This is a genomic window from Candidatus Phytoplasma pruni (assembly GCF_001277135.1).
GTDB lineage: Bacteria > Bacillota_I > Bacilli_A > Acholeplasmatales > Acholeplasmataceae > Phytoplasma > Phytoplasma pruni.
Map to the genome: position 1 here is coordinate 40,297 of NZ_LHCF01000001.1, position 16,194 is coordinate 56,490.

Sequence of the window (16,194 nt, forward strand, 5' to 3'; positions counted from 1 at the left end):
TTATTTATTTTATTTTTTAAAATTATTTTTTGTATTAATAGAATTCCAACTTCTTGCATCTGCAATTTCTTGTTTTTTATTATTAAAAACGAGTTCTAAATCTTTTCTAGTAATTTGTTCTGGTGGAATCTTATCCTGTTTAAATCTTTGAATCGCTTTGATAATAGACAATCTTATTAAAGCTTCCATATCACGAAATGTTTTTAATTCAGGAAATTTTTCAATTGCCGGTGCTAGCTCATTAATTAAATAATTAATGGCATCTTCAGATATTAAACTTTCTTGTTTTAATTTTGCAATAAATACTTTTTCAAAATATTCTTTACGACTTGTTAAATCTAAAGGTTTAACTTCTATTTTGTAATCAAAACGAGATAAAATAGCGTCATCAATATCTTCCAGATGATTAGTAGTTCCAATCCAAAAAACTTTATTAGAACGATTTTGATTATTAATTGAAGTAAAAGAATTTTTAAATTTAGTTACAATATTTTTGGTTGCTTGATTTTCGGCTTTAGTTAAATTACCCCAAGTATTTTCACATTCATCAATACAAACAATAACTCTTTCCATTTCTTGTGTTTTTTTAAATAAAGCATCTACCATTTTAATCCCCTCTTTAGAATTATATTTTTGAAAATTAGTTCCATCGATTTCAATATAATTAAAATTAGTAGTTTTTGCTAAAGCTCTTGCAAGAGTAGTTTTTCCAGTTCCGGGAACTCCGTGAAAAATAATTCCTATTGGAGGTTTTTGTTGATAACGTTCTAAAGAAGGCGAATAAGTCATACAAGTATTTAAATCTCCTAATGCCGCTTTTTCTGTTTGTAAGCCAATTAATTGTTCTAAACTTTTTAAACTTTTATAATTAGGACGATCAATTTTATATGTCAATTCATCTATTTTACTTTCATATTCAGTTAAATCATCACTGACATTTTCGCCTCCCATTTGTTGTACAATTTTTTTTATTTCGGTTTTTAAAACATTTTTAAAATCTTGAAAATTTTGATTAAAATTAGTAAAATTTTGATCATTTTTTTTATTTTCTTGTTGAATAGATTCTTTATATGGTTCAAAAATTCTATCTACTATTTCTTCTAATGTATCATCGTGTAATTTTATTGATTGAGTTTGTTCTTGTTGAGTTTTTTTTTAATAAATTCTAAAAAACCTAATATTTTTAATATATAAAACAAAACGCCACAAGCAATAATTAACAATAATAAAAACAAAACAATATTATATATATTTAATTTTGATTTCTTTTCCAATAAAAACCATCTTTCTATCAATATAGTTTGATATTTTTATATTTTTTTACTTTAAATTCAAAAATTTTTAATTTATTTCTATAAAATTAAATTATTTACGATATTGTAAATGTTTTAATAATTTCTTTGATTTCAACTTCTTTTTTTTCTTGTTCTTCTTTAGAAGAAAATGGAAAAGTTAGTAAAATTTCTTTAATAAGAGAATATTTTAAATATGTTAAAATATTTTCTTTGTTTTTAGTTATCTCTATTTTATTAAAATCATATACTTCTTCTATTCCATTATTTTTCAATTTCCCTTGTGCTGTATAATAACCAGTAGGTTGAAATCCAATAACTTCTGATTTTTCATTGGAGTTTGTTTTTTTCCATTCAAAACCATCTTCTTGAAATTCGAATTTGCGTGAACTTTCCATTGGTTCATTATGGTCAATAATTAAATAAATATCATTTTTAAATGTAATCGATTTAAAAGAAATCGTATTATCTCTGAATAATTTTCTTAATAAAAATCTTTTCGGTTTCGGTTTGAATGTCTGGACATTTAATTTCAAGCCTTTTTGAGGTTTTTCAAAACAATAAACTCTTATGTTTTTTTCTTTTTAATGTCTTTAAGTTGAAATATTACTGAGCCATTACAATCAGGATGAACAAATTCACATTTTTCTAACAACAACGATGTTCCCGGTTGTTGGTAAAAATATAATTTTTGTAAAAATGTCTCCTCAACATCACCACGATTTATATCTTTTATTTTTGTTATAAGACTTTTCCATGAGTCAGAATAACCAATTTGTGCTGCTTCGGATACTTGAAACTTTATAGTTTTAATTAAATCAGGTTTGTAATTAACTATTATTGTTTCCAAATATTCTGGATGTTTGATTTCTGCTTGTTTTTCAGATCGATTAATTTTTATTTCTAAATCTTTTTCAAAATCTTTTTCTAAATCTGAATTAACCTTTCTAATATCTTTTTTTATACCTTCATTTGTTATGTCTTTTTCTTGCAATTCCCCTAAATCACAATTTATTTTTATTTCTTTTCTCGAAGAATCTAAACCGAATATTATTTTCAACTGTTCATCCTGCTGATTATTATTTTTTCTATTATCTTGTAAAATAGCTTCATATTTAATGTCTGATATAAATGAAATATTTTTATTATTTTCTTGTTTGAAATATAACAAATTTTGAAAGGTTTTCAACCAATAACTATCAGAATTTGATTGCGATAAATCTTGAAAAAATGAATTATGTTTATCTTTAAGTATTGTTAACATTTCTTCTGATGAATACAAAGTATCTTTGTCCCAAACTTTTATAAAAACATCCTCTATTTTCTTATCTTCTATACCCCCATTATCACCTTCGAAATTTAACTTATATTTAGGAACTTTGGTAAAACCATTTTGTTCACAAATATCATCCCAAAATTTTTCATACATAACTTGATAATTAAATTCCGGACGATTTTCGATAGGAAATTCAATTTGAATATCCTTTTGATAATTACGTATAGAAATGGCCCCAATTGGAGAAAATATTAACAACAAAAAATAAAAAAAAATAATCAAAATATATCTTATTCCCTTCATTTTATTGACGATGTTGCTCCTTATTAAAAAAAATTTTCTATTATTTATAAAAAATTTAAAAATTTTGCAAAAATCTTTAAATTTTAGTTAGTGAGAAAAATTTTAGCATTTTGGAAATTATCCTTATCTAAAAAAAATAATTAATTTTGATTATTATAACCCTGTATACGGATTTTATTAGTATAAATTAACAAAATCATAGAACACATAAAAGTCAAAGCAATAGTAATCATTATGAAAATATATTGATTTGTAGTTTCTTGAACTTTTAATTGTTTTTTTAATTCTTTTAATTTTATTTTATATTTATCCATTGAAATAGATTGTGAATTATCAGCTTCTGTGGTTTTTCTGGACAAATCTTTTTCAATTTGTTTTAATTCTGTTCTTTGTTTTTCGATTTTTTTTTGTAAATCATTAATTTTTTGTTCTTTAATTGAGAGTTTTTTTTGATATTTATTATTTTGTTTGCCTAAAGTAGTTTTTTGTTCTTCAAGTGCTTTAATCTCTTGATAAAGTCGTTCTTTTTCTTTTTTTAAAGATTCGTTCCCTAAAGTTTCTAGCATTTCATCAATTTTTTTGATAAAAGGAATTGGTTCTGGAAGAAAAAAAATTTTTTTAGGTAATTTATACAAAAGATATAAATTAAAAAAATAAATAAAAAAATATGAAATAAAAGTAATGTATTTTTCACAATTTGAAATATTAAAAATATAAAATTTTTTGGAAATTGTTTTTGTCTTTTAATGAGCATAACTATAAAAAAATAATTTTTGTAGTTTTAAATTAGTTATATCGTTTATTTCTTGTTTTTGAGTTTGATGAATTAAATAATAGGACATATTTATCAAATTATCTTTTGCTTTGAATAAATCGTCTAAGAAATTAGTTTCAAATTCATAATTAACTGTTGCCATTTAATCTCTCCTTTTTTACTTATGATATTATATATTGTAACATGCATTTACATAATTTTTAAAACCTTTTTTGAAAAATATTTATTATTTGGGCATGATTTGTTATATTATAACAAGAAAGACGTTTAAAAGGGGTGCAAAAAAGACCACTCAGAAAGGAGCCAAAGGACTATGCCAACAACTAAAAAGCCTTTACCTTATAATCCTTTTAAAATCCGTCATAATTCTACTTATTACGAAATCTTGTTAGAAACGACATACGAAGAAATATGCCATTTTTTAAAATTGCAGCACGCTCCGGTACTTAAAAATTATTTCACTCACGCCCATTGTTTAACTAAAACGCCTGGCATCACAAGAGCTAAAAAGAAGGTTTATTTACCCATCATATAGACGAAAGTAAAGCCCCCCAACTTCTTTCCGATCCTCAACAAGCCTCACAAAACCCTTTTGCACACCAACAAGCCTACAGATGAGTATATTGCAACCTCTTAAGAACATTTAATGCTGCATACTAAATTATTATATGAATTTAACTAAGGCAAAGACGGGAATGGTATCTTTTTTTTAATACCGGAATTAAACACTATTTATAGTGGTAATAAATTTCCTTAATTATGGAAAAATGGTCCTGTTACAGAAATAGTAAAACCTTTGGAAAAAGCTTATTTGCAAACTCTTAAACAATTAAAAGAATACGGTTATCAAATGGTATTGCCGTCTTTGGCAACGGTGAAAAAACTTAAAAAATTGGCTTTTTATCAAAAATTACAAAAATTAGGTTTAGCTTTAGTGTTAAAACCATGATATGATCTTTTTTCCTTTTATCAATTTTCTCTTAATAATTGTTTAACTTCAGTTCTGGTTAAAGAGCGGTATTTCCCTTTAGGCAAATGATCTAAGGTCAGAAAATCATATCTATAACGCTTTAGTTTTAAAACTTCAAAACCCATTTCTTCCATCATTTTTCTAATTTGACGGTTTTTCCCTTCAAAAATCGTGATCGATAACCAAGTAGAAGGTAAAGGTTTTTTGGTTTGTTTTAAAAGATGAACTTCTTGAGGAATAGATAAATAATTATGATCAATGATAATCCCTTTTTTTAACTTTTTTAATTCTGAAGAAGTTAAAAAATGATTGATTTGGACATGATATTCTTTAGGAACTAAAGAAGAAGGATGAGTTAATTTGTGGGTTAATTCTCCGTCATTAGTAATAATCAATAAACCTTCTGTTTTGAAATCAAGTCTGCCGACGGGATAAAGTCTTTGTTGATGTTCTTCTTTAATTAAATCAAGCACAATAGGTCTTTTTTTATCATCTTGAACACTAGTGATATAACCACTAGGTTTATGGAGTAAAAAATAAAGATATGGTGCTTTTTGAATAGGTTTATCGTCTACTAAAATAACATCTTTTGGAGATGCTTTAGCGCCTAAGGTAGTCACTATCTTACCATTAACTTTCACTCTTTTAGCTAAAATTAATAATTCAGCTTTTCTTCTAGAAGTGATATTAGAGTTAGCTAAAATTTTTTGTATTCTTTCCATTATATAAACCTACTTTTTTTATCTCTTAGTATCTTAAATTATAAATAATTTTTCTTTAAATGATTTATTTTAATCTTGACTTTTTTAATAAAAAGAGGAACTTTTCCTATAAGTTCCTCTTTGGGGGATAAAGGTAATTGATATTTAAAATCAATTGTTGGTTGGGTTGTTGGATTAAGGTTTTTTAATAAATTCAATGAATAATTTATCAAATTCCTTAAAAGCTTGTTCTTGTTGTTCTTTATTGGTTTCTTCATGCTATCAAATGAAATAAAAATTTCAAAACTAAATACGCATTTAAACAAAATTGAGAAGAGATTGAAAAACAACAAGCGAGTTTCAAAACGCACTTTTCAATGGCTTACTAATAATATTGAAAATTACTATATGGCTTTTAATAAAATAGCAACAAATCAAGGCGCACAGTAACAGCTTGGGTTAACAAACAAACCATCGACAGAACAGATTTAAATAAACTCCAAGAATGGAACAGTTCAGTCTTGCTGATTTTATTGTTGCGGTTGTGGAAACAACATACTTAAATAAATCACGAAATAATAAGTACAAATTAAGTATACACAACTAACAAAAATACAAAAGATACTATAAGACTTGTGAAGCAATCTTTTTGCCTCTATAAAAACCAACAATATAAGATATAGAAAAAAACCCAATAAAGTTCTTATTTTTTTAGTTGCTTGATTTGCTCTTGTTTTATAACCCAATTAATATCCTTTGTAATAAAGACGTCTTTCATTAGATACAATTAAGTCAAACAATAAATGAGTACTTTCATCTAAAGAAACTGAATCAATGATGATAGTTTTTTGATTAAGAGTTATACCATAAACATTCGCTGTATTTTGATTCGGAAAATAAAGAACAAATCCTAATATTTTTTCATTACTAACATTTGCGGGATCGAAACTAATTACTTTAACAATATTTTTAATTCCTTTTATTTTTCTCTCTATTTTGTCATATTTATTTAACTTTTATCTTTATTTTCTTCTTTAAGTTTCTTTTTTTGTTGTCTATTGTAGAAATAATTAACTATCCAATTTAGAAAATCCTCTTCGTAAGAATTTTTCAAAACCGCTCCTTGAGTACATGCTGAAGCAAAAAAACGCAAGAATGAAAACAACAACCAAAAAAATAATTAATATTATATCTAAAATAATATTATTATAAAATTTTTTAAAAGGCACAAAAATAAAAATACGAAAAACAAAATCCATTGAGATATTCTTAATATTTTAATTTTTATTTTTATTTTAACTTTTTTTTCTAATTTTTTTTGCTTCTTATGTTCTTTTTTAAGTTTTTTTATTTCAGGCTCTGGATAATAAATAGTCCATACAAAAGCTAAAAACAAAAACAAAACTAACAAAACTGCTCGATTATTCATTTATTTCCTCGCCAAGATGATTAATTGCATGTACTTTTTCATTAGGTTCAACATCATATATTAGTTTATTACTTGGTTTAGCGGTTAAAGTTGTATAATCGTCTAATTTAATATTTATAGGTTTAGAAGTGAATTTTTTTTGAGTTATTGTTTGAGCACCATCTTTAAAAGGAGTTAAAATGATGTCTCCAACAATATTTTCAGTTGTTTTTGTTATTATTTTGTTTTGCAATAATTTAGGTAATTTTTTAGAAAAAGCTTTTATTACTTTAGAACCAGATACTTTTTTCCCGTTACAGGCATTAAAGTAAAAGCAATATCTAAGGTACTATTTATACGTTGTTCTGGATTATCTTGTACAAAGGATTCCAATACATCAAATAAACCCAGAGAAACATCAATAGTAGTGCCAACAATAGGGATAAAACTAATAACATTATGAGAAACATTCCAAGCATCATTAAACCAATTGTTAGTTGTAAAAGTTAAAAAAGGTTTATCATAGTCAATATAAATACCATCACCTAAATAAGTTTTTAAGCCATTTTCTGTCAAATTTTTTATTTTAGAAAAATTATTATCTAAAACTGAACCAATTGCATGTTCTGGAATTGAACACATAGTTTCTTTTTCATCAATATTTACTTCTATTTTAAAACCTTGAGAACCGTATTTAACTAAAAAATAACCTTTTTCAGTGGGTGTTTTTTCGTTATACCAATGGTTTCTCCATTTTTCATAAGACCAAAACCAAGGACGCCATTCTGAAGGAACTTCCCAGTGTTGTTTATGTTTATCAAAATAAAAGTTTTTATTAATTTGAGTTTGCATAGTAACATCGTTGTAACAAGTATTATCATAAAAAAGATAAATATTTGTTACATCATTAATCATTTGTTTTAAATTATTTAAAGTATAACAATTATTTTTATTTTCTCTTATACCACCATCAAAATAAATTCCCAAAAGATTAGAAGGAGCGCCTTTGATAACTGTATTTAAGTTGTTGTTAGATGTAGCATTATAACAAGGAGAAGAATTAAGCTGTAAAGTTTTGTTTAAGTATTTAGTAGTATAGTTGTTAACTAATTGCTCTTTGGTAACCAAAGGATAAGGTTGTTCTAATAAAACTAAATGAATTTGAGGCTTTGAGGATTCATTATTTTTTTGAACCAATGCCAATGCTTGATGATTAAATAAAAAGAAAACACTTAATAAAATAAAAAAAGATAAAAAGAAATATTTGAACTTATAATGAAACTTTAATTTTAACATAAAACCTCTTTTTTCTTATTAATTTATTTTTTAATTATCACGATAAATTAACAATGTGTTTTACTAAGAATAGATATTACACTGATCCACACGCCGCCAAGCAAACAAGTTTCCAAGAATTCCGCGATTTTAGATTTCCTCCTTTTGACAGAGTTAACTATTCTAATTTGTTTTAATTCCGTAGAAAGTTTAGAATCGAATAATTTTTAATTTATTTTAATTTTAATTATTCGTTCAATAGCCTTCTCTAGAACCGCCATCAAAATAAACCAGTTAATACGGGTGAGACCCAACGAAACGGTACTGAAAGACCACAACTAATTTTTCTAAAACAAATACCTTTTAAGAAAAAATTATTTATTAACTTACTATATGGTAACATAAAAAAAATATTTGTCAACCTTTTTTTAAAAAATATTTTAAAAATAATGCGCTGTTCCGTTTTTTAATACAACTTTTGTCTTTAAAATTGTTCTTTCAAACTTGAAATTAAGTAATAATTTTTTAATATCTTTTCAAACCAACAAAACATTTGTGATTAGATGAAAAAGTGTCTAATTTTTTTATAATTTGCTAGTTTCAAAAGATATTTATACTAATATTTTAAATCGCGATAGATTAGATACGTTTCAGGATGACTCCCTATTACAAACTAGCCCCACACAACACCGTACGAGCAAGTTTCCAAGTATACGGCGTTTATAATATTTCTAGTTTTTGACGATTTAAAGTTTCTTGAATTCGTCTCAATTCTGTTTAAATGCGTAGTTAGTTTTGAAATTTTACTTTCCTTTGATAGCATATAGCCACCGCCCTTCTACGCCCTTAAACTCGAAATATTATTTTCTCTTTCGCCCTATACCATGCTTTCCATGACTTCCTGGTTAGGCGATTATCTTAACCATTCCAGATTAAGTTTTACTCCAACGACTACTATGATTCTGCTTTTTCCTTGGATCTGTATGACTTTTTATCCTCATACATTTAGGTTTTAACCTTGATTTTTAGAAAAATCCAAGTTACTCTTACTAACTACGTGAATTCTTTAGGGACGCTTGACCTTAGCATTAACTTATGAGTTTTCACTTCATAAAATAGGTAAATACCGTTTAGCCAGATGAATTAAGATGTTGGCATTAAAACCAGGAAGGGATTTTATCCCCTGATAATCTGAATAGTCCTGGATATTTACTATTTAGTCCCATCTTACAAGTCGTTTCAATTCCTTTCGACTTGGTTATATTATTACTCTTCTTTTGACGTTTAGGTCCGTTTCAGGACTTCTCCTTGGAATTCGTTCTTCTTGCGGTCTCATATTGGTTATGAACTTCACCTCAATCCGCTTTTATTCTCTGCTGTAATCTATCATTCTTTCGTTTGACAAACCAAGAAAATGAAGGATATGATTTCACACATTGCGATTCGTTAATTCGCTGTTAATAAAGCCTCTTTAGCACCCAATAATAATTAATAAATTTTTGTGGACGTTATTTATAAATGTTTGTGGGTAGAATGATTGAATATTATTTGATTTAACTGTTATAACTTCCTTTTCTTTTTTGAACAAATAAAAAACCACATTAAGTGGTTTAGTTAGTTATTTGTTTATTTTCTTTGAATAGGAGTCCAAACAATCGATATCACTAAGCCTAATAAATTGGCCTTTTATCTCTTTAAGTCTTTAAGGTTCAATAAATAAAAAAAAATAAACAAATTTGATATAATTATTTATATTAAATATCATATTTTATCATCTTTTTTTTATGTTTTTTTTAAAAAAAAGATGATAAAGAATTCATGATAAATTTTAATAAATCTTACTCAACTACAAGGTGAATATAAATTATGAAAGTAGGAATTGTAGGTTTACCTAATGTTGGTAAATCAACTTTATTTAATGTTTTAACTAATATGAATATTTTAGAAGCGAATTATCCTTTTGCCACTATAGATCCTAATGTTGGTATCGTTCCCATTCCAGACCAACGTTTAAACCATTTAGCCAGTCTTTTTCAATCTCAAAAAATTATTCCCACCCAAATTGAATTTATCGATATTGCTGGCTTGGTAGAAGGAGCTTCGAAAGGAGAAGGTTTAGGTAATAAATTTTTAGGTCATATTCGTAATGTAGATACTATTTGTCATGTCGTAAAATGTTTCGAAGACCCCAATATTATGCATGTCAGAGACCATATTAATCCTATTGAAGAAAGTAATATTATTGAAACAGAATTAATTTTATCTGATTTAGAACAAATAGAAAAACGTTTAGCGAAAATAAATAAACAAAAAAAGGCTAAAAAAGATAAAGAGACTTTGCAAGAACAAGAATTATTAACCAGAATTAAAGAACATTTAGAAAACGAAAAACCCGTCACGGAACTACAGTTCACTTCTGAAGAACAATTAATTATTAAAAATTTTAATTTATTGTCTTTAAAACCTATGATGTATATTGGTAATTTTCACGAAAAAGATTTAAAAGATTTAGACCAGAATCCTTTTTTCCAAGCTATGATGACATACAGTCAAAACCAAAACCGCCAATTCGTCCCTCTTTCTATCTTGTTAGAAAAAGAATTAGCCGCTTTAGAGGAAACAGACCGTCAATCTTTCTTACAAGAGTATAATTTAAAAGAATCCGCCCTCCAAAACGTGATTCAACAAAGTTATCAATTATTAGGTTTAGAAACTTATTTCACTACCGGAAAAGACGAAACGAAAGCTTGGTCTTTTGCGAAAGGTTCCACCGCTCCCCAATGTGCTCGCTTAATCCATACGGATTTTGAACGTGGTTTCATTAGAGCCGAAGTTTATAATTATCAAGATATCCAAACCTTAACATCTTTAACCAAAATTAAAGAAAACGGTAAATTAAGACTAGAAGGTAAAAATTACTTAGTCCAAGACGGAGATATAATTGTTTTTCATTTCAATGTTTAAGAAACCACCAATCAGTTTTTCCCCTATTGATAAAAGAATAAATAAAAAAATATAAAGAGAAAAATAAAGGAGAGATAAGCCATTATGAAGATAGATTACAAAAATACTTTATTAATGCCTCAAACAGATTTTCCTATGAGAGGTAATTTAAGCCAAAAAGAAGTAGAAATAGAAAAACATTGGGAAGAGATCGATTTATACCAAGAAGTGTTAAAACAAAACGCCAATAATCCTCATTTTATTCTTCACGATGGACCACCTTACGCTAACGGAGAGATTCATATCGGTCACGCTTTAAATAAAATTTTAAAAGATTTTGTCGTACGTTTTCATACTATGCAAGGCTTTTATTCCCCTTTTGTCCCTGGCTGGGATACTCACGGATTACCCATTGAAATCGCGGTTTTAAAGAAATTTTCCCAAGATAGACATACTCATAGAACGGAATTTCTTCAAGAATGCGAAAGATTCGCTTTATCTTTTGTAGAGAAACAAAAAAAGAACTTTAAAAGAATAGGGATTTTAGGCAATTGGAACAAACCTTATATCACTTTAAATAATACTTATGTCGCTGATCAAGTGCGTGTTTTAGGTAAAATGGTCGAAAAAAAATTAATTTTTAAAAATTTAAAACCTATTTATTGGTCCCCTTATTTACAGTCTTCTTTAGCGGAATCAGAAATTATTTATCAAGAACACCGTTCTTTATCTATTTTTGCTTGTTTTAAAATTAAGGACAAGCCTCAATTTAAAGATGTTAATTTATTGATATGGACCACTACTCCTTGGACTTTACCAGCCAATGTCGCTATTTGTGTTCATCCCAAAAAAAATTATCATTTAGTGGAGGTTAACAACCAAAAATATATCGTTGGAGATAATGTTTTAGAGAAGTTAAAAGAAAAATTTAACTGGCAAAAGGTAGTTATTTTAGATACTTTCCTAGGTAATACTTTAGAAAATATCACTTATGAAAATGTGGTTTTTCGACGCCAAGGTAAAATCGTTCTAGATACTTATGTTTTAGATAATGAAGGTACTGGTTTAGTTCATACTGCTGCCGGACATGGTTATGATGACTTTTTAGTAGGTAAAAGGTATAATTTAGATGTTATTTGTAGTGTAGATAAAAAAGGTTTAATGACTGAGATAGCGGGACCTTTTAAAGGTGTTTTCTACTCTAAAGCGAACGAATTAATCGCGGAGGAATTAGATAAACAAGGTCTTTTAGTGAAATCAGAATGGATCACTCACTCCTATCCTCATGATGAACGTATTAAAAAACCCGTTATTTTCTTAGCGATAGAACAATGGTTTTTAGATATTAACCAAATTAAACCCCAAATTTTAGCCGAAATAAAAAAAATAGATTGGTTCCCACAATGGGGACAAAAAAAGATGACCCATATGATTACGAACCGTAATGATTGGGTGATTAGTCGTCAAAGAATGTGGGGCGTTCCTATTCCTATTTTTTACGCTGAAGATGAATTGCCTATTTTAGAGGCTGATTTGATTAACCACATTGCTAACTTATTCGAAAAACACGGGAAAGAGATTTGGTATCAATGGGACGCCAAAGATTTATTGCCGCCAGGTTATACCAATAAAAGAAGCCCTAATCATCGTTTTACCAAAGAAAAAGATGTTATTGATGTTTGGTTTGATTCTGGTACTTCTTATAATGTTGTCAACCGTTTATCGCCAGAGTTTTTACCCGCTAATGTCTATTTAGAAGGTTCGGACCAATATAGAGGATGGTTCAATTCTTCTTTAACTACTTCTATCGCCGCTTACGGTAAAGCTCCTTGCCGACAAGTAGTGACTCATGGTTTTATTTTAGACGGTAAAGGTGTTAAAATGAGTAAATCATTGAATAATGTGGTTGATCCTTTAACTATTATTAAACAAAAAGGAGCCGACGTTTTAAGGTTATGGGTTTCTAGTATTAGTTATAACGCTGATGTCAGATTGGATAACGCTATTGTTCAACAAATTGAAGAAAAGTATCGTAAAATCAGAAATACTTTACGTTTTATGTTAGGTAATTTACATGATTTTAATCCTCAAACTAATTATATCGGTTTTGAAAAAAGATCATCTATTCATCAAGCAATAGTGTTAGAGTTTAAAGAAATTTTCTTACAAGCGATTGGATATTACGAAACATATGATTTTGAAAAAATTATGAGTTTATTATATCCTTTCATTTCTGTCCGTATTAGTGCTTTTTATTTAGATTTTACTAAAGATGTTTTATACATTGAAAAAGCTAATAATTTAGAAAGACGTGTTATTCAAACCACTATTTATGATCTTTTAATAGATTTATTAAAACTATTAACACCGATTATTCCTCATACAACTTCAGAAGCTTATAAAGCTTTACCTTTCCAAAAGAAAAAAGACATTTATTTAGAACAAATGCCGACTAAAACAGAATTAAAAGTTTTTCTTCAAAAATATTATTCTGATGCTTTACAAGAAGCTTATAAAAATTTCTTTAACTTAAGAGAAGTGGTTATGAAAAATTTAGAAGAAGCGCGTCAAAATAAATTTATTAATAAATCTTTACAAGCTAAATTAGTGCTTCATTTGCCAAAAACGGATGTTGATTCTTTTGTGGTTTTAGATGTTAAAGACCAATTAAACCAATTATTCATTGTTTCTCAAGTGGAACTCCATGAAGCACAAGAAGTAAAAGTTGCTGTTCAACAGGCGTTAGGTCCTACTTGTCCTAGATGTTGGAATGTTGTAGAAAACACAAAAGAAGATGTTTTGTGTCAGCGTTGTGCCCAAGTGGTTAAAGATTAATAATAACCTATTTGGATAAGAATAGTACAATGATATTTTAATAAAAATATTACATATCGTCTTTTTGATCTTTCAAAACACTATAATTCAATAAAAAAAGAGACCATTGCTAGTGGTCTTTTTTTTATTATCATCTTTTTTGATTACCATAAAATAACAATAAATCGCAATGATAATTTTTAGGTTAAAAAGGATAATTAGACATTAAATCTCAAACATAAATAATTTTTGTTACAATGAACCTTTTTCAAGTCTTTTTATTAAAAATAAATCAATAATGATATCATATTGAGAAAAATAATAGAAATGATTTTCTCAATAATATTTCGCCAACACAAAGAAATTTTATATTTTTAATCATTTTTACATGAAATAATTTTAATTTTATTATATAATTAAAATAGTTACTCTTTATTATTCTTCTGATGGTTGAAATTGGAGATATAAAGTGTGATGAACTTTTAATTATAATTGTCATATCTTATTTTTGCCTTTCAAAACAGTACAATTCAAAAAAAGAGACCGCAGCGACGGTCTCTTTTTGTTACCGTGAAATAATAATAGTAATTTGACAAAATTTTTATAAAAATATGCACTTAAAAAATTCTCCTTTTTTGGTCTAAAATGATATTAAAACATTTTAGAACGGTTGAGGAAGGAGGATTTTTAATTATATTAAAAAAAATAAACCTTAGTTAAAAAGAGACCTTTAAAACGGTCTTTTTTTATTGCCAAAAAATACTCAAAAAGATTGCAAAAAAAACGTATAATGAAATCATATAGATGAGAAGCGAAAAAACGAAAAGGCAGCAAATGTAAACATATGATGAAACGCATCAAACAATTTATGGAAAATAAATCGCAAAAATATTTAATTATTATGATAACTTTAATATTATTAGGTTTGATCTTATTAGGAGGCGTGATTTTTGGGTTTCATTATTTCATAACCCGCCCAGCTAGACAAACAAATAAACTATACGCCAAAAGAACCTATTTATCAATTATCTTCTCGTGAAAACACCATGGAGAAAACCAAAGACGACAAAGGCGAACCAATTAATTTCTAATATAACTCAGACAAATAAAAGATCAAAGCAAATACTTTTTATAAAAATGGGCGAATCAGCAATACTGACGAATATAACCCTGAAACAAGTCATAAAACGAAAAGCATCATTTATAACCTTGACAGAAATATTTTAAGTTCTTACGTAAATGAAGAAGATGAACATAATAAATGGATTAAGAACAAAGATCAGAAATGCAAAAAAATAGCAGAAGCAACCAAATCAGAGAAAGCAGAAAGAGGGCGCAAAAGAATAGCTAAACCTGATGATGATTTAGAGCAGAAAAAAGTAAACGAAGTGTTTAATTATAAATATAAATTGATTAAAGAACGCCAAAGACTTATCAACCTTCAATATAAAATATTTGAAAATATTTTTAAGATTAAGCGGATATTAAACAAGTTACACTACGAAGATCGAAGACTACGAATCGAAGTGGGTTTAGGTTTGCCATTGAATGGGGTAAGATTTTTCCAAAAGGAGGAAGATTATTTAAAAAAACTGAAAAATTCTTTAGAAGTGATTGTTTTTCCTGAAATGACTCACGAAATATACAACTCCAATGACCCTAAATGATGACCCTAAATATTAGACTAATGATAGATTCAATCGCCGCCGCAGCGCCATCACTTATCATGAAGAAAACATAAAGCAATTAAACCAATATGAACATAAATTAAAAAATGAACTTCCTGAACCCGAAGAGAAAAAATAGTCTGATTTCCGCTTCTTTAAGAATACGAAGTTATCAAAAATAAAATAAATTATTTGGAACAATCATCCGAAGATACAAGTATATTTGATAATTTAATTAAAGAATTAGATGAAATCCAAACAAAGCAGGAAGAATTGGTTTCGAAAGAAATAATCCCCATCATTTATAAAAACAAACAAAGATTAGCTGAATTGAAAATAAAAGCGGAACCTATTCTAAAAAAACTAAAAGCCATAAAGATAAATCTTTTAGTCTCTTTTTCTCCTATTTTAGACAATGATCTCTAAGATAATTATATCACTAAATAACAATAAAAAAAGAAATCCTTAAAAACAAAAAAAACTATACATTGAATAGTTTTTTTCATATTATAACAAAAATTAATTTTGTTTTTTTTGAGAATATCTAATTAAAGTATTTCTTTTTTATTTTTAGTTAATAAACCGCGTTTGGAATGGAAATCACCTGGATGTTGCTTAAAATGTTTGTTTAATTCTTCAATTTCACGATTTAATAAAGCGATTTGAACTTTAGTAGAACCTGTATCGCCTTCTTTCTTGCTATTGTTTTTAATAATCTCTTTTTTTTCTTCTTTGCTTAATAACATTATTATTACCTCTTTATGAATTTT

At 27.1% G+C, this 16,194-nt stretch carries 15 protein-coding genes; 6 read left to right on the top strand and 9 right to left on the bottom strand.

Annotation, left to right across the window (positions count from 1 at the left end; genetic code table 11):
* Positions 1-9: 9 nt before the first annotated feature.
* From CPX_RS00175 to CPX_RS03060, 5 genes are all read right to left on the bottom strand, one after another.
* Positions 10-951, bottom strand: a complete 942-nt coding sequence (locus CPX_RS00175; RefSeq protein WP_053521259.1) for an ATP-binding protein — start codon at positions 949-951, stop codon at positions 10-12.
* A 418-nt stretch (positions 952-1,369) separates the two neighbouring features.
* Positions 1,370-1,828 (bottom strand): hypothetical protein, encoded by a 459-nt coding sequence (locus tag CPX_RS00180; protein ID WP_053521260.1) that lies wholly within the window; start codon positions 1,826-1,828, stop codon positions 1,370-1,372.
* A gap of 32 nt (positions 1,829-1,860) precedes the next feature.
* Complete coding sequence (locus tag CPX_RS00185; RefSeq protein ID WP_152907376.1) at positions 1,861-2,850, bottom strand: hypothetical protein; 990 nt, start codon at positions 2,848-2,850, stop codon at positions 1,861-1,863.
* A gap of 161 nt (positions 2,851-3,011) precedes the next feature.
* On the bottom strand, positions 3,012-3,506 hold the full coding sequence (locus CPX_RS00190; protein ID WP_053521262.1) for a hypothetical protein: 495 nt from the start codon (positions 3,504-3,506) through the stop codon (positions 3,012-3,014).
* Between the two features lie 108 nt (positions 3,507-3,614).
* Complete coding sequence (locus CPX_RS03060) at positions 3,615-3,788, bottom strand: hypothetical protein (RefSeq protein ID WP_200902617.1); 174 nt, start codon at positions 3,786-3,788, stop codon at positions 3,615-3,617.
* Between the two features lie 171 nt (positions 3,789-3,959).
* Here CPX_RS03060 and CPX_RS00195 point away from each other — a divergent pair, with 171 nt between their 5' ends.
* Together CPX_RS00195 and CPX_RS03065 are read left to right on the top strand one after the other, a co-directional pair.
* Positions 3,960-4,181 (top strand): hypothetical protein, encoded by a 222-nt coding sequence (locus tag CPX_RS00195; RefSeq protein ID WP_053521263.1) that lies wholly within the window; start codon positions 3,960-3,962, stop codon positions 4,179-4,181.
* 261 nt (positions 4,182-4,442) lie between these two features.
* Entirely contained in the window at positions 4,443-4,595 is a 153-nt protein-coding gene (locus CPX_RS03065; protein WP_200902618.1) for a hypothetical protein, read from the top strand.
* A 20-nt stretch (positions 4,596-4,615) separates the two neighbouring features.
* Here CPX_RS03065 and CPX_RS00200 read toward each other — a convergent pair whose 3' ends face one another.
* From CPX_RS00200 to CPX_RS00215, 3 genes are all read right to left on the bottom strand, one after another.
* Positions 4,616-5,338, bottom strand: a complete 723-nt coding sequence (locus tag CPX_RS00200) for a pseudouridine synthase (protein ID WP_053521264.1) — start codon at positions 5,336-5,338, stop codon at positions 4,616-4,618.
* 1,400 nt (positions 5,339-6,738) lie between these two features.
* Complete coding sequence (locus tag CPX_RS00210; protein ID WP_053521266.1) at positions 6,739-6,978, bottom strand: hypothetical protein; 240 nt, start codon at positions 6,976-6,978, stop codon at positions 6,739-6,741.
* A 32-nt stretch (positions 6,979-7,010) separates the two neighbouring features.
* The gene (locus tag CPX_RS00215) at positions 7,011-8,021 is read right to left on the bottom strand and encodes a hypothetical protein (protein ID WP_053521267.1); all 1,011 of its coding nucleotides are present in this window, start codon (positions 8,019-8,021) and stop codon (positions 7,011-7,013) included.
* Positions 8,022-9,866: 1,845 nt separating this feature from the next.
* On the opposite strand from CPX_RS00215, the gene ychF reads away from it, so the two are divergent.
* From ychF to CPX_RS00245, 4 genes are all read left to right on the top strand, one after another.
* Positions 9,867-10,964, top strand: coding sequence for a redox-regulated ATPase YchF (ychF, locus tag CPX_RS00220; protein ID WP_053521268.1), 1,098 nt, complete (start codon positions 9,867-9,869; stop codon positions 10,962-10,964).
* Between the two features lie 84 nt (positions 10,965-11,048).
* Positions 11,049-13,778: an isoleucine--tRNA ligase gene (ileS, locus tag CPX_RS00225; RefSeq protein ID WP_053521269.1), complete on the top strand. Its 2,730-nt coding sequence runs from the start codon at positions 11,049-11,051 to the stop codon at positions 13,776-13,778.
* 1,367 nt (positions 13,779-15,145) lie between these two features.
* Positions 15,146-15,424, top strand: coding sequence for a hypothetical protein (locus CPX_RS00240; protein ID WP_053521272.1), 279 nt, complete (start codon positions 15,146-15,148; stop codon positions 15,422-15,424).
* A 192-nt stretch (positions 15,425-15,616) separates the two neighbouring features.
* Entirely contained in the window at positions 15,617-15,850 is a 234-nt protein-coding gene (locus CPX_RS00245; protein ID WP_053521273.1) for a hypothetical protein, read from the top strand.
* A 122-nt stretch (positions 15,851-15,972) separates the two neighbouring features.
* Here CPX_RS00245 and rpsO read toward each other — a convergent pair whose 3' ends face one another.
* Positions 15,973-16,170: a 30S ribosomal protein S15 gene (rpsO, locus tag CPX_RS00250; protein ID WP_053521274.1), complete on the bottom strand. Its 198-nt coding sequence runs from the start codon at positions 16,168-16,170 to the stop codon at positions 15,973-15,975.
* Positions 16,171-16,194 lie beyond the last annotated feature (24 nt).

Coding starts and splice junctions, on each gene's coding strand:
- CPX_RS00175 (WP_053521259.1), bottom strand. CDS start 951: ATGGGAGGCGAAAATGTCAGTGATGATTTAACTGAATATGAAAGTAAA.
- CPX_RS03060 (WP_200902617.1), bottom strand. CDS start 3,788: ATGGCAACAGTTAATTATGAATTTGAAACTAATTTCTTAGACGATTTA.
- CPX_RS00195 (WP_053521263.1), top strand. CDS start 3,960: ATGCCAACAACTAAAAAGCCTTTACCTTATAATCCTTTTAAAATCCGT.
- CPX_RS00200 (WP_053521264.1), bottom strand. CDS start 5,338: ATGGAAAGAATACAAAAAATTTTAGCTAACTCTAATATCACTTCTAGA.
- CPX_RS00215 (WP_053521267.1), bottom strand. CDS start 8,021: ATGTTAAAATTAAAGTTTCATTATAAGTTCAAATATTTCTTTTTATCT.
- ychF (WP_053521268.1), top strand. CDS start 9,867: ATGAAAGTAGGAATTGTAGGTTTACCTAATGTTGGTAAATCAACTTTA.
- ileS (WP_053521269.1), top strand. CDS start 11,049: ATGAAGATAGATTACAAAAATACTTTATTAATGCCTCAAACAGATTTT.
- rpsO (WP_053521274.1), bottom strand. CDS start 16,170: ATGTTATTAAGCAAAGAAGAAAAAAAAGAGATTATTAAAAACAATAGC.